The sequence below is a fragment of the Dyadobacter sp. CY323 genome (genome assembly GCF_021390245.1).
Classification (GTDB): Bacteria; Bacteroidota; Bacteroidia; order Cytophagales; family Spirosomataceae; genus Dyadobacter.
In genome coordinates, this window is the sequence record NZ_JAJUXH010000022.1 from 61,788 (window position 1) to 83,719 (window position 21,932).

Here is a 21,932-nt window from a genome sequence, read left to right on the forward strand (position 1 = left end):
AAAGAATGTTTGATTCGTCTTTTAAAAGTAAACCGGAACTGTCGGTACAAATCGGACAGCCCCGGTTTCAATTACTTCACCTTAATTCAAATTACACTACCAGGGTTTGCCAGTTCCTTGTATCAGCCATGGTTTCGACCAGGCGCTATTTCCTTTGTCGGCCTGAGAATAAGCGGTTATTTCCAACTTACTCACCGCCGCCTCTGCATTTGCCTTGTTGATACGCAGCTCATCCTGCATGTAGTAGAACCTTACCGGCAACACATTTCTTTTCGCCGCAGGGCCTGCTTTCAACTCCGGAAAACCAGTCCTTCTGAAATCAAACCAGGCTTCGGTTGCAGCAGTCCAGCTTGCGATCCATTTCTGTTCGATCACCTGCTTGATGGTTTTGTCAAAAGCAACGGTTGGCTGTGCGATGTAAGCAGCATACGAACTACCCACTGTCCAGGTTTCGAAAGAAGCCTTTATCGCAGCCTCATAATGGTCTTTTGCGACACCGGCAGACCAGCCTTTCAGTCCGGCCTCCGCAAGTATAAAATGTACTTCGGCCGCAGAGATCAGACGTGCTTTCAATAATGGCCCTTTTGCAGCTTTATAAATGTTGTTCAAAAACGACACGTGCGGGTTGAACGAAGTCTGCCCGGGAGTTGGGTTCAAATTGTAAGCCGATGGCAAAGCGGAGAAGCTCGTCGGCAGGCCTACGTATTCAGGATCCGTGTCATAAAGTGTATTTTTCACTTTATCCGGAGAAAGAATCCGTTTTCCATCTACAATTTTGTCCGTTCCGGCAGGCTGAGTTGCGTCAACGACTAATGGTATTTCAACCTTATTAGCCCAGATACCCAATCGCGGATCTTTCAATATCTGTAACTTTTCGACCAAAGTAGCAGCCATTTTAATGCGGCGATAATTGCTCCCGCTCGCATCAATAACTGCATTTGCCGGCCAGGCGTCTGCTTCGGTGTTACCAGGAAATGACATCGTAGCATCATCGGAATTGCTGGTAATGATCGGGTACATCGCCGCATTGCCTGCGATTTTTTCGATACCGGCCTTGGCAATATCGGGCTGTTTTGAAGAGAGACGCATGTAGTAACGCAGCAGCAATGAATTTGCCATTTTCCGCCATTTGGCAGGGTCGCCGCCGTAGTATACATCTACATTGTCAACGATTCCAGGGTAATCCGCTCTCGCTTTGGAAAGAAGTGTATTGGCCTTTTCAAGATCAGCAATAATGCCCGCGTAAATTTTATCCTGCGTGTCGAATGCAGGCAAGATATTCTCAGTACCACCGGTTTCTCCTTTTAGCGCATTGGTGTAAGGAGCATCTCCCCACAGATCTGTAATGAGCCCGAACATGAAGGATTTCATCACTAGAGCAACTCCCTGGTGAAATTCATAATTCAACTCAATAGCCCTTTTGTATAAAAGGTCATTGGTTCTCAAGATGTCATAGTACTCGTTCCAGCTTTGGTTTCCACCCCAGTCGTAGTCATTATGACCACTGGACCAGGCATCCTTCTGAGTATGTTGTACAACTCCGGCGATATCCTGATAACCCAGGTTGACGTACCTTTTTGCAGCTTCGGTCAAAACAGTCGGCATAACCAGATTCGGGTTAACGCTTTCCGGACCCACACCGTTGGGGTTTTCGTTCAGCTCTGAGAGATCTTTACAGGAAAAGACCAGACCAGCCAGAAGCAACGGCATGATGAGAAATTTTTTGCTAAATAGTTTCATGAGTTTATTTATAATTAAATAGACTATCTGATTTAAATTAGAATGTTAACCCAAGTTTGAAACCGATTGGCATCACCCACGGAGTCACATTATAGCGTTCGATTCCCTGCTTGAACTGGGTCCCAGCCTGCGCACTTGATTCCTGCTGGAATGCCATTTCAGGGTCGATACCGATCTTGGCTTTGGTCCAAAGGATAATGTTGCGGCTATACACGGCCACGTTCGCATTCTGCAGACCAAGTCTTTTTACAAAACCGGATGGCAGGTCGTAACCCAGTGAAACTTCGCGAAGCTTCACAAAAGAGGCGTCAAACGTTGCTGCGCGCGTGAAGTCCCATGGATAATTGTCTCCATAAGGAATGTATTTGGTACCAGGCCCGCCAAGGTTTTCAACATAACCCGTGATATTGCCCTCTGCATTGTATTCGGCAATCACACCTGGGTTGAATACTGCGTAATCATAAGTATTTCCGCCATATTCGAATGGGAAACCACCATATTCCTTGGTTGGCCCACCCACGATGTTGAACTTGTTCCCTTCAATAACCACCTTATTGTTATTGACAAGGTAATTTCTTAATTCATCGCCGCTCATTCCATTTGGATTGATCAGATTGTCAAGAAAACGTTGCGATTTCAAATCCGATTCGCCATAACGATACGTTTGCGATACAAAATCACCACCATTTCTCCAGTCAAATGTCATGTTCAGAGAGAAGCCTTTGTAAGACACTGAAGTTTGCATACCCAGGATAAAATCCGGATTGAAGTTTCCGATCTTGTTACGCGAGTTGGCTGCGCTAACACTTTGCCACGAACCGTTCTCATCCAGGATTGGATAACCATAATAAGGTGATGCTTTGTCCTCAACTGTCACGATTTCAGAATCGTACAAATCTCCGATCTGCTCCCCTACATACGTCCATGCACCACCTTTTGCATCCGTCCAGAGCGTGTAGAAATCAAGTCCTTCTGTGAGTGATTTGATCGTCGTACGGTTTCTCGACCAGTTTGCATTCACATCCCATCTCCATCCGTTTTTGTCAATCGGTGTTCCGCCCAGTGTGAATTCAAGCCCTTTACTTACCAGAAGGCCTGCATTGATCTTCTTATTGGTGGAGCCACTTGAACCCGGCAGCTTGGTTGGGATGATCTGGTTACGGTTTTCAACCTGATAATAAGTGGCTGAAAAACGTAGCTTATTCCGGTATAGGTTGAGGTCAAGCCCATATTCATAAGAAGTAGCGATTTCAGGTTTCAGATCAGGCAGAAGAATGGTCCCCCCTTTGTTCAACCTGGTCACACCATCCCATGCACCACTGTTTTCCAGCGTGGCCAGAAGGTTATATGGATCTGTGTCATTACCAACCTTTGCCGCGCCACCTCGCAATTTGAACAAGCTGATCGCATTGGTCATAGGCACCATTTCATTGATCAACAAGCTGAGTGAAGCAGATGGATAAAAGTACGACCGGTTCGCTTTTGGCAATGTACTCGACCAGTCATTCCGGGCAGTAAGGTCAAGGAAAACCATGTCTTTAAATCCGAGGTTAGCCAATCCGTACGCACTGAACACCGCACGTTGTGACCTGTAGCTTTCATAACGCAGACTGGCAGGAGCAATGTTCGCAATGTTGAATAAGCCTGGAATAACCAAACCAGCACCATTTTTGGTCGCGGTATTCAGATCGCTGTTTTTCTGATAACGTGTGTTTCCACCCGCTGAAACGGAGAAGCTGAAATCGCTGATGTCTCTTTTATAAGTTGCCAGGAAATCTGCATTTCTTTCAAACCTCGCCAGGTTGATGATACCATAAGCACCGCGGGCGTCATTGGTATAACTATTCCCGATTTTCGTCTCACGCTCCTCACGATACGTATCCAACGAATACCGCCCCATTAAGCTCAGATGCGGGGTGATCTGCCAGTCTGCTTTCAGGTTTCCGAACACGCGGTCACGGACAAAGCTGTTGTTCACTTCGTAAGCAAGGAAATAAGGGTTGTTATAATCACCAGGTGCTTGTGAAAATTGTTGCAAACCCTCCTGACCAGGAACCCAATAGTTTCTCAGATCACGTATATCGATGTGCGGTGAAACTGCATAAGCCCATTGCAACGGGTTGGCGCCTCTGTTTGTTGCCGGGCGGTTGTTGGAGTTGTTACGACTGAAATCGATGTTGGAGCTTACCCGGACTTTATCGCTCAGTTTCACAGAAGTGTTCAAGCTCAGCGAATTACGGAACAGGTCCGAATTTGGAATAATCCCTCTGTTTGACATATTGGAATACGACAAACGGTAATTCACCAGATCCGTGCTATTCGAAATTGAAACGCCATTGGTAGTGGTGATACCGGTGCGCACGAAGTTCTTTACATTATCCGGGTGCGAAACCAGTTCCGTCGCGATCGGGTTACCATTCGCATCATTCGGACTATTCCATTGAATCGCTTTATAGCCTTTATCCAGCTCCGGACCAACTCCACCCGCCGAACCTTCCTCGATCTGCAGAATGCCACCGGGAAATGGATTGTTGTCTGGCGTAAATGGCAAAACCCCTGTTGCAAACTTCGAATGCATGTTCAGGAATCTGTAAGGCTTGTCGAATACGGTATTTGAATTGACCGAAACCGTCATTTTCTTGGCTTTATTGCCACTTTTTGTGGTGATCAAAACAACACCGTGACCTGCCCGTGAGCCATACAATGCAGCTGCATTTGGTCCTTTGAGGATCGAAACACTTTCAACATCGTCGGGGTTAATGCTCGAAATCGCATTTCCATAATCCACACGGTTATCGTTACCAATCTGGCTGATGTTGTTCAGCGTGTTGGTGATCGGAACACCATCCACTACGAAAAGTGGCTGATTATCATTACTTAATGAAGTAGCACCGCGGATGATCATGCTCACGGAAGAACCTGTTCCACCTGTGGAGCTGATCGTTACACCCGGCACTTTACCTGCCATGGAATTCAACACATTTTCCTGAGCCACCCGGCTGATGTCTTTCCCATCTATTTCGCCCACTGAATAACCCAGCGACCGTTTTTCACGGGAAATACCCAGTGCGGTAACAACAGCCTCGTTTAAGGTTTCTGCACCTTCAACCAGTGAAATATTGATGACAGACTCATTACCAATGGTAATTTCCTGTGTTTCATGACCAATGTAGGAAAACACCAGGACCGGCTTGTTACGCTCATCAACCGTGATCGTATAATTTCCACCCGCATCAGAAGTCGTACCGATCTGCGTGCCTTTCAGGATCACGTTGACGCCGGGCATCGCTGATCCGTCTGTTTTGGCCGTTATTTTTCCTCTTACGGTTTTATCCAGAACCTTTGCATTCAGTGCCTGCGAAAAATCGGGCCTGATGAGAAGAGCAGCAACGAGCAAACACCAAAGCATTCGCCTGACATTAATAATAGAATTTGGATCCATAGTTTTTGAATTTAAGGTGATTGTCACAAGTCATGAACTGGAAATAGAGCTGGTAAAAATGAATAGTAAAGAAGCTTCTAACTGGTGTCCCGGGAAAACCCGTCAATTCTGTTTACATTACTTTGAAACTCAATGCAAGTACTATCTGGTAACAATTATTTAATTCAGGGGGAAGAGTCTGCCGGATCCTGCTCCGAATCCCCAGTCTGAGCCTCCCCAGGCCGGGGCTTCCCCGACTGGGAGGCCCCATTTGGATGATTTGCATTCAGCAGCTCATTGAAATAGGTTTCGAGCGCATCTGAATAATCCTTTTGCTCCTTCTCACTGGAAATACCTTCAAGAAGTTCCGACAATTCCTTACCCGAGAGTTTGTTGCTGATCAATTTTTGGATCAATTTTTCAGCCCGGGATAGTGACATAATATTAGCTGGTTTAGTCTGCGTTGAATACTACTCTTTGTATTTAAAAGACTATTCGCGGGGGAGGTTTTTCTTCTGGCTACGGGAATACTTAGCACAGAAACTCTGAACGATTTAACATTATACCGTTAAATAATTCCTGCTCACCTAAGAGTATTTGGGTTCGTAGATATTTCAATAGTTGGCTTATCCTGCCAACTATTTCTTTGACCCCCATACTCACATCCTTCAAAAACTTGGCCCCCAGCTTGCCACAAGCCGGCAAAAACTGCCTATGAGCAGGTTTAGGTCATTTTTTACTAAAAACAATTAAAGGATGAAAATTCATTACCTGTTCTCGTTCTCATTTTTACGCTTGTCCTATCAAAAGTGTTTGGGCAACTGAAGCCCGCACAGGACAGCATCAAATCAGCTGACAATCCGGTGTTTTCATTGCTAGCACAAGAGAATGTGCCCAAGCCTCCACACACCGTACAAAGTCCAAATACCGCAGCGCTAACCCTAATGATGCCACGGGCACATTCATTGACACCGAGCCCGACGAATATAGCTTCATTGCCCCGGGACTTTCGGGCAAGTTTTATTTGGGAGCGATGGAATTTGGAAAGTTCAATGTGACAGGCCGGTTAAAGTCGAGCGGATCACCACACAAGGGATTCATTTATACACACCTTTTACGCCGCCGACCAATATCAAAAATGGTAATCCGTGGTTAGCGAAAGGTAACTACATGGAGCACTTTCAAGGTTTCATCATCACGGATGAGTTTGGCACACAATACACTTTTGGCGGAAGTGACATGGCTTTCATGGAATATAGCATCGACTTTTTTGAGCAGGGTACGGATACGTGGATTTGTAATGCCTGGTACCTCAAATCGATAGTCCGGCACACCGGTCAAGCTGTCAACTTTACCTATGAGAGAGGTCATTTGGTCAATCAGATGTATTTTTCAGTTTATAATAAGACTTCAAAAATTAATGGCGACTCATACTGGCCAAATGGGTTACTCGACATCACGTCGAATAATAATAGCAAAGGTGGCTTCCTAAAAACAAGTTACAAATACAACTTTAATCTGGCAGATGCGGTCAACGTCGCAATGGTCGCGAAAAATATCGTAGCCCCGGCTCGTGAAGTTTTCCATTATACCGGATCTGACGCGCTGCCCTCTCCTATCAAGCTGACCACCATTAGCTACAATGTGTTCAATGGGCTTTATCTGCCTCAAATAGTGACAAGTAAATATGGAAACTCCGCATCATCGTACACAGACGCCGAATTCCTCACATATGACGCCCGTGGAAATCTCCTCACTTTCAAAGAACAAAATGGCCCGGTTAACAAGCTGGAATATTATGGTATTGCGGACATTGGGAAAACAGATTTGCTAAAAAAGCGAACAATTGCTGACGGAACTCTGGCAGCCCAAACGGTTTCTTACAATTACAAACCGCTGATTGGCGTAGAAACCATTCAGGACCCAAATGCGAAGACAATTTTTTACGAATATGATTTCTTTAATCGCCTGAAAAGTACGCTTACCAATAATGCTGGCGGATCTGTTCGCTCTTCTTTTTGCTACAATTACGCAGGTCAGATCGTGGATTGCGCAGCAATATCGCCGGCTGGCAGTGTTGCGGCCAGCACGTTGTTTTTAATGAGTTTGGGCAAATTTTGCAGAGGACGGATTATTATCCTTTTGGGTTGGAGATTGATCGGAATAGCCCGGTAACGAATATTAAGATTCGAAATGAAATAAATAGGTATTTGTTCAACGGGATTGAGCGCCAGCCCGAGACGGGGATTTATCAGGCACGTTATCGCGGATTGGATCCAGCCATTGGCCGCTGGATGCAAATTGACCCAAAACCAAATCTGTCTGTGAGCTTATATGCCGCCATGAACAACAATCCGGTGCGGTTCAGCGATCCATTAGGAGATACTACGATTGTCAATAACAGAGGCGTTGTTCAAAAACAATATGGTGGAGATAATATCATTTATCAGCAGGGAAGAAAGGGAACACTCACCCAAATTGGAGAGTTTGGCAAGTCTGTAGACATAAGTGGAATATTACCTAATGTCATGAAAGACAATAAAAACGCGGCCAAGATGATGGGGGCATTAGGCTTCGCAAATGCAGTACGCCCCGGAGGAAAGTGGGATTACAAAGATGTCAGTGCTCAAAAGGGAAATCTTTTCGGAGCTGCTGCGCAATACGAAAAAAGCACAGATAGGGTAACCTCTTTTACTTCCGGGAAGTTAAACTTCATTGAAGGCGGTGCTGATTTCGGGAACTATAACTTCGGTTATACCGGACGATATGTTGGAGGTGATGGATATAGCCCTGTGACATTATGGGGAGCGGCTGGTATTCTTCAAACGGGAAAAGATCTCATTAAGAAACTGGGATAAAGCAATTGGCGAATTTGGCTCAATGCTGCCTACGACCCGTCCACCACTTGGAGATGAGGCCGATGATTTTATTTGGACAACAACAGGAATGATCCATGCTGACAATGAAAAAAAGAGCAATTAAGAGTATTTTGATTCTGATCTTGATTATTGCAGGAGTTAGATTTTGTGATAATGTATACAAGTTCAATAAAAGTAACCACCAGCACACTGAGCGTTTAAGAGATACTATTTTCAAAGAGAAATTTGAAACTTTTAAGGGGGGAGTTCTCATGACGAACGACTACTCCTATTATGTAACTGATTCAGTAACATTTAGAAAGTTTATTGGTCAATGTGATGAAAAGGAGCTGTATAAATGCGAAGTACTTGGAGATACGATCAAAGCTGTAAAATATTCACGGCGTATTCGTTACGGAAAAGAAATAGCGATCGACAGTGTGTATTTCTCAATCAAATCACTTCAAAACGATGGGAGATTCGACTAATGTTTAGTAAGCGTGGTGAGGCCTGGATATCAGAAAGAATTGGATAAAGAGTACTTTGGGCAGTACCAAAATTACAGCCCTTGGTTACCTGACGCATATGGCATTCAGGTAAATGCATCCGCGAGCGGAATTTTTGGAGAAGCCGGATTCAATGCAGGTGTTGCTATGGATAGTCGAGGTATCGCGCCCTTCGTTTCAACCGGGATCGGAGTTGGATTGGCTCCTCCGGGGATTGATTTTTCTTTGCAAGTGACTATGAGTAAGAGAGCGAATAATTTAAGGCGTCATCGCAATTTAAGGTTCGTCGACGGGGTTGATATTGGAAATTCTTATGGCCTCGGGTTTGCATTTAGTGAGTCTCAAACTTCTAACGATAATACACTTTTCAATAGAGACCGAAACGGTTACAAGACCTACGGCTTTGGTGCTGGATTTTCATTTGGCTACAAGAGATCATACTCCACTTCATTTTCCACTGAAATTGATTTCAAAAAAAGATGATAAAAGATATAGTAAAAGCGACTATCATACTTGTAATACTGGCACAAGTTCTTTCATGTTACAATTTCAAAGAAGTCTCATGCGAAGAGGCTGCCGATGGGGTTAGGCTTGATTCGTGTAATGTTGTTGTTTCAGAGTTTTCCAAGAATGAATACAAATTCTATTTGCATGGAATTATTCCAGGGACTAACACAGCAAGTACTTTTAAAAAAACTAACTATACTTGGGGCTATTGGTTTGTTGATAAGATTGCCAAAGGTGATACGGTAGTGAAAAAAGGAGGAGAACTCCTATTTTACATTTATAAGAAAGATACAGTTCTAGTTTTTCCATTTGAATGCGATGGCAAAATCTATGAGTAGGCTAAAATAGCCAGCACCATCGGCATCCCTATTACGAGACAGAACAGGGCAGACATCCTGTTCTGTTAACCATCGCCATTTTCAGAGTCAAAAATTTTTACCCCACAAAACGAAACAAACACAACTATGAAAAATCATTCTACACACTTGGGTTACGCACACATGTATGTCTCATTTAATGCATTCACAATCTTATTATTCACCTTTTTAATCACAAATTCTAATCTTTTTTGCCCAAGCTAAACTCGTTGAAGGATATATTATCACAAATCAAAACGACACCATTCGGGGATTTATTAAAAACGAAGATTGGACCAGAAGTCCTCAGAACATTCAATTCAAAAAAAATGATGAAAAATTACTTAGAATTTCAGCCATTGATTTGAAAGGGTTTGTAATCACTTCCACAAATAACATATACAAAAGCAAAAAGATCGGCCTACTCGACATCACGCTACATCAATTGACAACAAAACACACCTACTGATTTTAGAATTTTACAAAAAACAGCTAGCCAGGTTTTGCAATGATGCCAGCAAATTTAAACGACCATCCCACCCTATCAGATCCTATATCTCAAAGACTATATCGAAGAATATAACAAGTCATTTTTAGCTCAAAATAAAATCTACTTAGCCGACCAGGCGAGAGTGGTATTTGATCTGGAAACAAATATGGGTTTGGAAAACTGGAATGAGCGCGGCTTCGTTGTACATAACAAGGTCACCTTGGGTTTGGTCTTAGAGTGAGCTTTCCAAGGAAGTTTCACAATCGTTTCATCAAGTTCAGCTATTTCCTTACCCCTAATGCACTCAGTGGATACAGCCAGGCACCATATGAAGAGACTCCATTAAAAACCATCGAGTTTGGGCTCGGTAGTTATTTTGGTGCCAGCATAATCCGGCCATATGCCGCATTTCATTATAGTGGTGCTTACCGGGGACGTCGGTCTGAATTTCTAGGTCTGCAGGCAGGGTTAAGTTACAAACGTCGCATTAACCTGGAATTTGGGCACTTCGCCAACTTCTATGCGATCATTACCGAAACTCCGTTTTTCGTACGACCAAGAATCAGCCTGCATTATATGATCAACCTGAATTCTCTTCAGCGCAAGGCTTCATAAATCGTTACCGTCCGCAGCCCCTACTCACTAACCTTTCCCGAATTTTCACCATATTCAGCCCCGGATTCGTTTGGGTTTGGAAATCTGGCTGTGAAGAATGAAGTTCTATAAGAAGATCTGTTTATTCGTAATTTTTTTGATCATTGCCGGGTATGCTCATGGACAGATTGTTACGGCAGATTCCAGTGGGCTTTTGGTTATCGGGGATGTACGCGTTGAAGGAAATCACCGCACCCGGTCGGGCATTATCCTGCGCGAAATGGCGATCAAAACCGGGGACACGCTCACCACTGCCGCGCTGAAAGAACAACTCGAAATCGACCGCAGGAAGGTTGTTAACACCAATTTATTCGTCACCGTCGAGCTGCTGACGCAGGCAAACGTCGATTCCGTTCGAACGGACATTCGCATTGTAGTGAAGGAACGCTGGTACTTTATATTTCTGCCGGTTTTTCAGCTTGCCGACCGTAACTTCAATGAATGGTGGTACGAACGGAAACGGGACTTGTCGAGAACAACCTATGGTGTTTACCTGAGCTATGGGAATGTGACCGGCCGGGCAGACAAGCTGCGTTTTCTGGCTGAATTTGGCTTTATTCCGAAATTTGAGCTGGCCTATTCACTGCCCTATCTGGACAAGGCGCAAAAAACCGGTATTACCATCGGAACCTCATACTCGCTCAACAAAACAACTGCATTTCGCACGTGGCGCGACAAACTGCAATATTTCAACAGTGAGGAGGTGAACCGGGAAAGGTTCTCCGCGTATGTGGCGCTTTCACGCCGGAATAAATACTATACATTCCATTCCGTAGACCTGCGATGGAGCCATGGGAATATTTCAGACACGATCGCCACCCTCAATCCCAACTATTTTCTGGACAGTAAAAAGAAACAGGAATATTTTCAGCTGACTTATACATTCAGTTACGACAAACGCGACAATGTGCAATATGCATTGTCGGGGCAGACGGCCGGCATCCAGGTTTCGAAATCGGGCTTGCTGCCTTCCGATGATATCAACATGCTTTACTTCTACGGGTCCGTTCGAAAATATGTCCCGCTGGGCAAGAAGTTTTTCTTCAATACCGGCTTCCGCGGGCGCGTCTCTTTTCCTAAAAGGCAACCCTATCAACAGACGGTCGGGCTGGGTTACCGCAATGACCTGGTGCGGGGATATGAACTATATGTTGTTGATGGTCAGGATTATGGTTTGATAAAAAATGAATTGAAATATAGGCTTTTTTCAACACAAAAACATCTTTCCTTTATTCCGATCAGGCAGTTTAACACCATTCCGCTGGCTGTATACCTGAATACGTTCGCCGACGCGGGTTACGTCAAAAACCATTATCCAGAATTCAGTAATACCAGGCTGGGCAACTCAATGCTTTACGGGGCAGGCGCCGGATTGGATATCGTGACTTTTTACAATATTGTTACGCGATTCAATTTCACTTTGAACGGCAAGGGAGAGAAGCGGTTCTTTTTTAATGTAGCGAGGGAATTTTAGTATTTCCGAGCGATTGAAATACGTCTAATGATTATATTGTAACTGAATCTTATGGAAAGGCATGACTATTTTACAACCCATTTTAACCTAACTGAATGCAAATAATTTCTACAAACATGAAAGGTTTACAAATCCGGTCCGCCGTATTTTTTTTAGTATTAGCCCTGATCAGCTGTGATACCAAAACCAATGAGAAAACGGAATCTACACCTGATTCGGTGGTTTTGTCACAACCCGCACCGGCCGACCTGAATAGTAATCAGTCTGCATTGCTGACAACAATCCTGGGCTCCGCCGAAGAGTCTCCCGAAAACGGCATCCTGAGAGGCATTGCTTTTGGCGATCCGCTCAGTAAGGTGAAGGCTACGGAAACATTTGAAATGTTTGAGGAAACGCCGGACCATCTCGGATATACTTCGGAAACCGCCAAACTTGAAACGATCGATATTCAGTATTTTTTCACGGGAGATAAAAAGGTAAATAAGATTACCGTGGATGTTTACCTGAATAGTCCCGAAGCTACAAAACAGCTGTGGAGCGCAGCAAAAGCTCATTTTACGAAAAATTACGAAACACCAAAAGAAGAAAAAAAGACAATATCCTGGAATACAAAATCAGTAAAAGTGAATATGGAAGATGTGTCGGAGGGTAAGGATTACGGCTTGAAATTCCAGTTTTCCCCAACTGATAAAACTGCACTAGCCGCAAAATAATCATTATGAAAAATCAAAAAACCATTTTATTAAGTCTACTTGTTTTATTGTCTTTCAGCGTTTTAGCTCAGAAAAAATCAAAGAAAGACCATGTAGTAACCATTTCCACGAGTGAAGGAACGATGCGTGTGATCTTGTTTGACGAAACACCCAAACACAAGGCGAATTTCCTTAAACTGATCGATGAAAAGTTTTATGATGGCTTGCTGTTCCACCGGGTAATCGATGATTTCATGATCCAGGGTGGCGATCCTAATTCACGCAACGCCAAGCCGGGCGAGTTTCTTGGAAAAGGCGATAATGGCTATAAAATTCCTGCGGAATTCAGTCCCAAGTTGTTTCATCAGAAAGGCGCTTTAGCAGCTGCAAGGGACAATAATCCTGCAAAAGAATCCAGCGGATGTCAATTTTACATTGTCCAGGGCAGGAAATGGAGTAAAATTGATCTGGACAAACAAGCCGCACGCGCTGCCAGAAAATTGACGGCTGAGCAACGAAAGGTATATGAAACGATTGGCGGAACACCGCATTTAGACGGTGCGTATACCGTATTCGGTCAGGTAATCGATGGCATGGAAGTGATGGACAAGATCGGCGCTGTCGAAAAAGACGAGCGTGACCGGCCTGAAAAAGATATATCCATGAAGGTTTCGGTGAAGAAAATGAAGAAGAAAAAGATCACCAAAAAATACGGCTGGGATTACAACGCTTAACGTTTTTGCATTGAAAAAAAGACGGATACTGATTACAGGGTCAAACGGCCTGCTCGGGCAAAAACTAGTCGAGCTACTCACGCAGCAAGCTGGTTTTGAAACAATTGCGACAGCAAAAGGACCAAACAGATTACCAATTACCGGCGGCTACCGCTACATGGAAATGGATATTACAGATCCTGACCAGGTAGAAGCGGTATTTGGTGAAACCCAGCCGGAAATCGTGATCCATACTGCTGCGATGACCAATGTGGATCAATGCGAACTGGAAAAAGAAGCATGCTGGAAGCTGAATGTAACCGCGGTCGAAAACCTGATACAGGCCTGCAAAAAATATAATGTCTTTTTACAGCACCTTTCTACCGACTTTATTTTTGATGGTAAATCCGGTCCGTATAAAGAAGAAGACAGTCCCAATCCAATCAGTTTTTACGGATGGAGCAAATATGCCGCAGAAAAAGCAGTGATCCATTCAGGAATTGAATGGGCGATCGCGCGGACGGTTTTGGTATATGGCATTGCGCATGATATGAGCCGCAGCAATATTATTCTGTGGGTCAAAAAATCCTTGCAGGAAGGAAAGCAGATTAAAGTCGTAACCGATCAGTTCAGGACGCCCACCTTAGCGGAAGATCTGGCAATGGGGTGTTTTCTGATTGCAGAAAAAAAGGCGCAGGGAATTTTCCATATTTCAGGAAAAGACTTTCTGACGCCTTTTGAAATGGCTATAATGGCCGCTGACTATTTTTCTCTGGACAAATCGCTCATTTCCCCCACCGATGCTTCGGTATTTACCCAGCCCGCCCGCCGACCTCCGCGGACGGGATTTGATCTGACAAAATCCCGTGAAATTTTAGGGTATAACCCTCATTCTTTCGAGGAAGGAATTGCCATTCTGGCCGGACAAACGGGCATTTAATTAATATAGCTTTTCATAATATTCCCGCGCCATCCGGTCCGAGTTGAAATCGACGCTGACATCGTTCATGCTTTGTAACGTCATTTGCTTCCACTTTTCCTGATTCGTATAATAGGTCGGAATAACATCCGTTTCGAGCTTTTCCATCAGATTATCACAATCCTGTTTGTTGATATCTTCGCCAGTAGCAACGGGCAAAATGAAGGAATTTTCACCATCTCTGGCAAATTCGCAGATCCAGCCATCATAAGTCGAGAGGTTCAACGATGCATTCATCGCAGCGGTCATCCCGCTGGTACCCGAAGCCTCACGGGTTACGACCGGCGTGTTTAACCAAATATCGGAACCGTCTTTCAGTAACTTGGACAAGCCCAGTTCATACCCGGTGAGAACAGCCATATTTGGAAAAAGATGGCTCAGGTAAAACAAATGATTGAATGTATTGATTGCACCTTCATCTTTTGGATACGGTTTCCCAGCCCAGATCACCTGAACCGGTTTCTCGGTATCGCTCATCATTTTCCGGAAACGTTCGAGGTCCCATGCAAGCATATCCGGTCTTTTGTAAGCTGCAAACCGGCGTGCCCACACTATCGTAAGTATTTCAGGATCAAACAATTTACCACTCTGATCAGCAACTGTTTTAAACAAAAGCCTTTTCAACTCTTTTTTCCTGGAAGTAATTCGTTCGGTATCGCCGGCCAATCTGGCTTGTTCAAGCTCTGGGTCAACCCAATAACGGTTGTTTTGTGCATTGGTAATGTGATCGATCGGCGCCAGGTTTGGAAATGCTTTCCACATCTGCCGGGACACCTCGCCGTGTAATTTCGAGACGGCATTCGCTTTTCTGCTGAGACTTAATGCAGCGAGAGAATGGTTAAAAATTTCACCTTTCGTGCCGCTGATTTTCCGGACCGTTTCAAGATTTAATCCTGAAAAAAATCCGAGCTTTTCCAGGAAATGAATATCATGTTTCTCATTACCAGCTTCCTCGGGCGTATGTGTTGTAAATACCACCCGTTTTTTGACCTCCGCTATTTTTTTATGTTTTTTAAACAAATGGAAAATCCCGGAAACCGCATGGGCCTCATTGAAATGATAAACCTGGGGCTCATACTTTAATTCTTCCAGAAGCCTGGTCCCGCCTATGCCTAAAACCATACATTGAGCTACCTTATACGAAACATCGGCATCATAAAGTGAATACGAAATCGCCCGGGTAGTCTCATCATTTCCATCCGTATCGGTGGTTAACAAAAACAATGGAGCTGAGTTAAACACGTCCGGCGCAAGGTAGTAGGCCGCAATCCAAACCTGTTTGCCCATCATCGGGATCTGGAAGCGTATGCCCGTATCTGTCAAAAATGAATACATTTTTTCATGAAATTCCGGCTGCATACTCCCGTCCTTTTTTCGGCCCTGGTCGTAGTACCCGTACTTCCAAAGCATTCCGATCCCGATCACATTTTGTTTCAGGTCGTAAACGCTGCGCATGTGCGATCCGGCCAGAAAACCCAGTCCGCCTGAATAAATTTTCAGGGCCTGGTCGATGGCGAATTCCATTGAAAAGTATGCTACTGATTTTTTGTATTGATTATCCGGAGTGAATGGATGCTGGTAGGGAATTGAAAAAGACGATTGTGACATCGGAAGCATTTTTGGTGAGAGTACGATTTCTGAATGAACAAACTACAAAATTATGCCATGTTCATTTTTGAAATTTAGTGATTCACACGGATTTCCCGCAAATCAAAACCCATTTTTCCATTTCTGCGCGATTGCAATGGCCGTATCAAGCATTGCTGGTTCCCATTGTTCAACATTCCATTCAGAGTTGGATAATGCCGAACTTTCCAGCCGCATTCGGGCATCGGTCAGGTCCCTGGCATTTTCCAGAATGTAGGAGAGTTCGGTTTGCTGATTGTATAAAGGCAGATCTTCCGGCGGCACTTTGTCGGGAATTACCCCAATCGCAGGAAGAAAGTTATTTGTTATGGAATTGATGTGTGCGCTTGATTCCTTCTTAACAATTCCATCCATTCTCAGGAAATCATTCTGAAACGCTACCCGCCGACTTTCCGAATCCAATGCAGTTCCAAGCTGTTCCAACACCACATATTTCAGATTTGCGCATTTCGGAACCGTGCGTTTCAGATAGTCAAAAACCTGTTCGGGCACGGATTCGTCGTGTGTGTCGCGTCGCACAATTTTCCCGTGTGTATTCGAAAGATCGTCCCAGCTGCCCCCCGAAATATGTATCTCCCGAACCCGATCGAGCGGATAAAGCCGGATAATCTCATTAAATGGAATGCTGAAATTGTGGCTCTGGCAATACAAATTATGTAAGTCCAGAATAATAAAGCCATTCACGCTTTCAACCAGTTGGTTCAAAAAGTCGCCGTGCTTCTTTACTTCTTCGAGTGAATACGAAAACGCCAGATTTTCCAATCCCACCGGACAACGGCACGCATCCTGAATCCGTTTCAGACGGTCCGAACCAATGGCCAGAGTGGAAGTAGTTAATGGAATACCGATGGGTGCACCTTTATGGAAATCTGCCCCGGTCAGAAACCCGAAATGTTCCGAGATATGGTCAAAATGAAATTGATCGGACAGCTTTTTAAGCTTGTCCAGCCATTGCTGCTGCTCAGGCAGCCATTTTCCGGAAAACAGTGAAAAGTAAACTCCGTGCCCGACGAGCCTGTCGTTTTTGCTGAATTCGCCGATGAGGTCCGAAAACCACGATGGTATTTCATTGAATTTAAAAAGTGTATCGAACGACCATTCAATGGCATCCACTTTCTCCTGCTCGAATAATGGAAGAGAAGCCATCAGAATGTGGGCATCGAGGTTGCAGGCTATCGAGGAGTAAATCATCCCATTCCGCATGCGGGGCATGGATCTGATTTCTTCTTATTTTCTTTTTTTTCCCCTGGTTTGATGATGTAGTCCGTACATGCCACGGTAGACGTAATGGTGGCGATCGCGACGGAGACGGCGACAGCTTGTAAAATGGTTTTTGAGATTTTCATGGGTCAGGTATTAAGGTGAATTGAAATACCTGGAAAAGACAACGATCCGCGCAGATTGGTTGTAACTGTTTGTTTATTTTTAAAAACAAAAAAGGCCTGATTTCAAGAAAAAATCGGGCCTTTTACAATACAAACGCTAATGTTATTTCCCGAACAACCTTGCCCAGAAACCTTTGGCTTTGGTCTTCGTTTCCACGTATTTTTCAGACGCAACTTCCTTTAACTCTTCCAGTTCTACTGTCGCCTTCGCTTTGAGCTCAGCGGCTTTTACTTGCGCCTCAGCTAATTTCTCAGCAGCAATTTCCTTCGCGTCTTCAAATGCTTCCGCGGCATCTTCTTTGATATCCTCGAATTTTTCAGCAGCAATCTCTTTATACTCAGCAGCCTTCTCAGTCAGATCCGCTACAATTTCTTCTGCTTTTTCTTTTCCGGCAGCGATTTTCAGTTCTACCTCGTTCTGAAGCTGCTCGGTTTTAGCAGAGAATGCCGATTTCACTTCTTCGGTTTTTTCCGAAACTACTTCTTTCGCCTCGTCGATTTTCTCTGAGGCTTCTTCTTTCACCTCGGCCGCAACCTCTTTTGCATCCTCTACTTTCGCTTCAACAACTTCCTGAGCCTCTTCCGTTTTCTCTGCCACTACCTCCTCCGCCTTTTCAGCAACAAATTCCTCTGCTTCCTCAGCCCCTTCTTCTACGATCTCAGCGGTTTCTTCCACTTTTTCTTCGCCTTGTGCTTTCAGGTCATCGAGTGTTTCATAAACTTCCGATTTCACACCGTCGGCGGCGGCTTCGGTTTCTGCTACCTTTTCTTCTGCTACTTCGACTGCCTCATCCTTAATCTCCAGTACTTCTTCCACGATCTCATCTTTGGCTTCAGCGGTTGTAGCTTTCAGTTCTTCGGTTTTATTTCCCAGGGATTCTTCTGAATCACCCGGAATAATTTGGTCGTTTTCTGGCATGGGGACAAGGTTTAAGGTACGGGAAGTGATTTTGTTGAAATCGTAAGCTACAAAGGAGTTTGCAACGTTGCAAACAATCCGTCCACCTTTCTTTCACTCTAACCTTCTAATCATCAAATTTTTAACCAACTCAAAAAACGGCTCCGGCTGCAAGGTACGCCAGTTATTGAGCTGAAGCGTTCCACCATAATTGATGTAGTAGTCGAGCCTGAACTTTTGCCATTGTTCCTCCACATGCTCACGGAAACTCACCGCGGCAATCCAGCCGTCTTCAATTTCGTCAAACCATTCCGCGTAATAATCGTCTTCGCTCCCGTGAAAGTCAAAGACATTTTCACCGAGAAGTATGAATTTATTAATACCCTCGCCGATCAGCGGATCGATGACCTGGCGTTTGAAAAACATGATATCGTTGTGCAGCGTATCATTCCATTCTCCAAACATTTCGATGATCGAATATCCTTTATTATAGTCCGTATAAAGGATTTTGACATACAAAGTTTCCGACCCTATTTCGTCCCACAACGGATGAATGTAGTATCCGTAAATCGCATTTTCATAGTAATCCAGATTGTACTTGCGCCCGAAAAAAGGCGAACGTTCATCGTCACTGGCTACATAGTGTTTCTCCCAGTTATAATAGGGCTCAATTTCCTGCATGACAACAATTTGCTACGGATAATGGATAAATAATACTCAATTTAACAAAAACAAAAAAGGCTTAAACGATGTTTCGATCGCCTAAGCCTTAAAAAAGTGTACCGCTGACTGTTATAGCTCGCGGATCCAGATATTTCTGAAACTGGTCGTATTGTTGTGGTCCTGCAATTTGATCGGTCCTTTTCCGTGCGGAGTGATCGTCGGCTGACCTACATACGGTGTTGTGCCCTGGATCATCGTGTGGTTCTGAACGAGAACGCCATTGTGGATTACCGTAATGTATGGTGGAATGAGCATCTGGCCATCCTTATTGAAATGCGGGGCTGTATAAACCACGTCATAAACCTGCCATTCACCCGGCCCAACCGATGCATTTACCAAAGGCATCGTTTGTTTGTAGATCGAACCCGCCTGCCCGTTTGAATAAGTCGCATTGTTGTAGCTGTCGAGAACTTGTAACTCGTAAATTCCCTGCATAAAAATACCACTGTTACCACGTCCCTGGCTGCTGCCTTCCACTTTGGCAGGCGTGCGCCATTCGATGTGGAGCTGATAATCGCCAAATGATTGCTTGGTCTGAATGTCGCCTGATTTCGGAGCTACCGTTATCGCGCCATCTCCAACGGTCCAGGGAGCAGCAGCTTTCCCATCTTTCCCGGAAACCCAGGCATCCAGGTTTTTTCCATCAAATAAAACGATTGCATCGGAAGGTGCAGTAAAGCCTAAAAGCGCCGGTGTAATTTTTCCTGGCGTCACAATGCGTGGAACCGGGCTCCACAATTCACTCGACTCAGGAGTTTGCTTAGCGGGTTGCAACTGTGCATGAACAGCAAAAGCAGAGGCCAGGCCGAACGCGGTAAGAATCAATTTTTTCATCTTAAAAGGACTGTTTAGTCTAATAAACCATTGAAATAATATCAAAACACAACATTAAGTAAAAAGCATTAACAAACGCGATTCTCACCGAATTAAATGCAACTTTCCAAATTCTTATCACGTAATTTGCACCGCCTTCGGCCCGACTGGCCGGGCGCAAAATCTACAACAGACCAAGCTTACCTCAAGTATGTCCAAAATCAAGAATTCATTCTTGCATCTTATCGCTGGCGGCATAGCGGTATTTGCAATGCAACACACGTATGCCCAGCAACTTGTCCCTCTGAACGACCTCAGTGCGTTTACTACCAAATCCGACAACTGGAAAATCGTCGGTAATGCCACCGCAGATATTTCGAAGGAAAACGTTTTGACCACAACACCCGGAAAAGGCGTTCTGGCCTGCTTTCATGAGAAAGGAAAATATGGCAGTCAATATGAACTCATTTCCAATTTCAAACACGGTGACCTGGACATAGAGCTAGACTTTATGATGACCAAAGGGTCCAACTCAGGCATTTACCTTCAGGGAAATTACGAAGTTCAACTTTTTGACAGCTGGGGTAAAAAAAATGCCATATACGGCGACAACGGCGGGATTTACCATCGCTGGGACGAGTCGAAACCGGAAGGTGCCAAAGGCTATGAAGGCTATGCGCCGCGTTATAATGTATCGAAAGCGCCAGGACTTTGGCAAAATATCAAAATATCGTATCAGGCACCCCGCTTTGATGCAAACGGCAAGAAAATCTCCAATGCGGTTTTCCTTTCCGTTGTTTTAAACGGAGTTACAATCCACGAGAATGTAGAAGTAAGCGGCCCGACCAGAGGTGCATTAACAGCCGAAGATGTAGCCATGGGACCGATCCGCATTCAGGGTGATCACGGCTCGCTGGCGATCAAAAACATCATTATTAATAATTTTGATCAAAAACCGGGAACATTGTCGGAGCTGACCTACAAAACCTATAATGGTGGTTTGATGGAAACGGAAGACCTTTCGAAACTGACACCTGCTGAAACCGGCAAATCGGAAGCATTGAGCTGGGAGATTTTGAAAGAAAACAACAACTATTCGTATACCTACACAGGTACCTATTCTGCTCCGACTGCGGGAGATTACAATTTCAAATTGCAGGCCTCCGGAAATTCCTACCTCAAAATCGACGGAAAATTCGTGATCGACGCGCAATGGAAAAATAACAATGAGTTCCGGAATGGCACGGTAAACCTGAAAGCCGGAGATCACTCCATTGAAATATTCAATAACAAAAGAGATGGCTGGATGCGTCCGGTACTGGGTTTGTGGGTAAATGGCCCGGGTTTCCGTGAAGTAGCTTACCATACCAAGAGCTCTGCCATGGCTGCCGGTTCCACCGATCCGATTTTGATCGGCGCGGGCACGAATACCATTACACGCAGCTTTATGGATTTCAAAAAAGATGATAAGTCGAAGAGACAGCGTATCGTACACGCGGTTTCGGTTGGCAGCCCCGCGAGCCTGCATTATACCTATGATCTGGACAAAGGAGCCGTACTGCAGGTTTGGCGCGGAGAATTCCTTGATGCTACGCCTATGTGGCACGACCGCGGTGACGGTTCGTCCCGGCCACGTGGAAGTGTGACCGTACTAGGCAACGACATGTTGCTTGGAAAAGCATCCGGAAAAGGGAAATGGGTAGCAGATACTACCGGCAGCGGTTACCGTCCAAAAGGGTATGTACTCGACGAAATGGACGTTCCAACCTTTCAGTATCAGGCATTTGGCTCAACCGTAACAGATTATGTTTCCGTTGTCAATAACCAGTATTTTGAGCGCATTGTGAAGGTTAACAATCCTGCAAAAGGTCTTGTGGCAAGATTGGCAGACGGTGCTACCATTGAGAAAGTGTCCGATGGTTTGTATGCGGTGAATAATAAATCGTACTACATTCAGCTGGCTGACAAAAGCATTAAACCTGAAATCAGGACTGCGGATGGTTCGCAGGAATTACTGGTACCGGTCACCAACGGTGAAGTAAAATATTCTATCCTTTTTTGATATAATCCTCATAC

General features: G+C 44.6%; 20 protein-coding genes. 11 read left to right on the plus strand and 9 right to left on the minus strand.

The features are described from left to right. Positions 1–96 precede the first annotated feature (96 nt). The 3 genes from LZG72_RS24410 to LZG72_RS24420 all read right to left on the minus strand — a co-directional run bounded on the left by LZG72_RS24410 (position 97) and on the right by LZG72_RS24420 (position 5,601). Positions 97–1,740 (minus strand): SusD/RagB family nutrient-binding outer membrane lipoprotein, encoded by a 1,644-nt coding sequence (locus LZG72_RS24410; RefSeq protein WP_233877757.1) that lies wholly within the window; start codon positions 1,738–1,740, stop codon positions 97–99. Positions 1,741–1,777: 37 nt separating this feature from the next. Then, positions 1,778–5,182, minus strand: a complete 3,405-nt coding sequence (locus tag LZG72_RS24415) for a SusC/RagA family TonB-linked outer membrane protein (RefSeq protein WP_233877758.1) — start codon at positions 5,180–5,182, stop codon at positions 1,778–1,780. Between the two features lie 164 nt (positions 5,183–5,346). Then, a complete protein-coding gene (locus tag LZG72_RS24420) occupies positions 5,347–5,601 on the minus strand; it encodes a hypothetical protein (protein WP_233877759.1) in 255 nt (84 codons plus the stop codon). 730 nt (positions 5,602–6,331) lie between these two features. Here LZG72_RS24420 and LZG72_RS24425 point away from each other — a divergent pair. From LZG72_RS24425 to rfbD, 10 genes are all read left to right on the plus strand, one after another. Continuing rightward, positions 6,332–7,336 carry a hypothetical protein gene (locus LZG72_RS24425; RefSeq protein ID WP_233877760.1) on the plus strand — a complete coding sequence of 335 codons (1,005 nt, stop codon included), beginning with the start codon at positions 6,332–6,334 and terminating at the stop codon, positions 7,334–7,336. After that, a complete protein-coding gene (locus LZG72_RS24430) occupies positions 7,309–8,019 on the plus strand; it encodes an RHS repeat-associated core domain-containing protein (RefSeq protein WP_233877761.1) in 711 nt (236 codons plus the stop codon). Before LZG72_RS24425 ends, LZG72_RS24430 begins: the two co-directional genes overlap by 28 nt. A gap of 272 nt (positions 8,020–8,291) precedes the next feature. After that, complete coding sequence (locus tag LZG72_RS24435; RefSeq protein WP_233877762.1) at positions 8,292–8,507, plus strand: hypothetical protein; 216 nt, start codon at positions 8,292–8,294, stop codon at positions 8,505–8,507. Between the two features lie 39 nt (positions 8,508–8,546). Beyond that, entirely contained in the window at positions 8,547–9,008 is a 462-nt protein-coding gene (locus tag LZG72_RS24440) for a C69 family dipeptidase (protein WP_233877763.1), read from the plus strand. Beyond that, on the plus strand, positions 9,005–9,370 hold the full coding sequence (locus LZG72_RS24445) for a hypothetical protein (RefSeq protein WP_233877764.1): 366 nt from the start codon (positions 9,005–9,007) through the stop codon (positions 9,368–9,370). The genes LZG72_RS24440 and LZG72_RS24445 overlap by 4 nt, the downstream gene beginning before the upstream one ends. Before the next feature lie 745 nt (positions 9,371–10,115). Continuing rightward, entirely contained in the window at positions 10,116–10,493 is a 378-nt protein-coding gene (locus tag LZG72_RS24450; RefSeq protein WP_233877765.1) for a hypothetical protein, read from the plus strand. Positions 10,494–10,590: 97 nt separating this feature from the next. After that, positions 10,591–12,006, plus strand: coding sequence for a BamA/TamA family outer membrane protein (locus LZG72_RS24455; RefSeq protein ID WP_233877766.1), 1,416 nt, complete (start codon positions 10,591–10,593; stop codon positions 12,004–12,006). A 116-nt stretch (positions 12,007–12,122) separates the two neighbouring features. Continuing rightward, on the plus strand, positions 12,123–12,719 hold the full coding sequence (locus tag LZG72_RS24460; protein WP_233877767.1) for a hypothetical protein: 597 nt from the start codon (positions 12,123–12,125) through the stop codon (positions 12,717–12,719). Positions 12,720–12,724: 5 nt separating this feature from the next. Beyond that, positions 12,725–13,432 (plus strand): peptidylprolyl isomerase, encoded by a 708-nt coding sequence (locus LZG72_RS24465; protein WP_233877768.1) that lies wholly within the window; start codon positions 12,725–12,727, stop codon positions 13,430–13,432. A 10-nt stretch (positions 13,433–13,442) separates the two neighbouring features. Beyond that, the gene (gene rfbD / locus LZG72_RS24470) at positions 13,443–14,351 is read left to right on the plus strand and encodes a dTDP-4-dehydrorhamnose reductase (protein WP_233877769.1); all 909 of its coding nucleotides are present in this window, start codon (positions 13,443–13,445) and stop codon (positions 14,349–14,351) included. On the opposite strand, the gene glgP is transcribed toward rfbD, so the two are convergent. The 6 genes from glgP to LZG72_RS24500 form a co-directional block, all read right to left on the minus strand. Further along, positions 14,352–15,998: an alpha-glucan family phosphorylase gene (gene glgP, locus LZG72_RS24475; RefSeq protein ID WP_233877770.1), complete on the minus strand. Its 1,647-nt coding sequence runs from the start codon at positions 15,996–15,998 to the stop codon at positions 14,352–14,354. Positions 15,999–16,100: 102 nt separating this feature from the next. Further along, the gene (locus tag LZG72_RS24480; RefSeq protein WP_233877771.1) at positions 16,101–17,249 is read right to left on the minus strand and encodes a DUF692 family multinuclear iron-containing protein; all 1,149 of its coding nucleotides are present in this window, start codon (positions 17,247–17,249) and stop codon (positions 16,101–16,103) included. Beyond that, positions 17,225–17,383 carry a hypothetical protein gene (locus tag LZG72_RS24485; protein ID WP_233877772.1) on the minus strand — a complete coding sequence of 53 codons (159 nt, stop codon included), beginning with the start codon at positions 17,381–17,383 and terminating at the stop codon, positions 17,225–17,227. The genes LZG72_RS24480 and LZG72_RS24485 overlap by 25 nt, the downstream gene beginning before the upstream one ends. Positions 17,384–17,525: 142 nt before the next feature. Continuing rightward, positions 17,526–18,341 (minus strand): hypothetical protein, encoded by an 816-nt coding sequence (locus tag LZG72_RS24490; protein ID WP_233877773.1) that lies wholly within the window; start codon positions 18,339–18,341, stop codon positions 17,526–17,528. 93 nt (positions 18,342–18,434) lie between these two features. Beyond that, positions 18,435–19,001 carry a hypothetical protein gene (locus LZG72_RS24495; protein WP_233877774.1) on the minus strand — a complete coding sequence of 189 codons (567 nt, stop codon included), beginning with the start codon at positions 18,999–19,001 and terminating at the stop codon, positions 18,435–18,437. Between the two features lie 111 nt (positions 19,002–19,112). After that, positions 19,113–19,877, minus strand: a complete 765-nt coding sequence (locus LZG72_RS24500) for a DUF1080 domain-containing protein (protein ID WP_233877775.1) — start codon at positions 19,875–19,877, stop codon at positions 19,113–19,115. A 190-nt stretch (positions 19,878–20,067) separates the two neighbouring features. On the opposite strand from LZG72_RS24500, the gene LZG72_RS24505 reads away from it, so the two are divergent. Next, positions 20,068–21,918, plus strand: a complete 1,851-nt coding sequence (locus LZG72_RS24505; protein ID WP_233877776.1) for a family 16 glycoside hydrolase — start codon at positions 20,068–20,070, stop codon at positions 21,916–21,918. Positions 21,919–21,932: the final 14 nt, after the last annotated feature.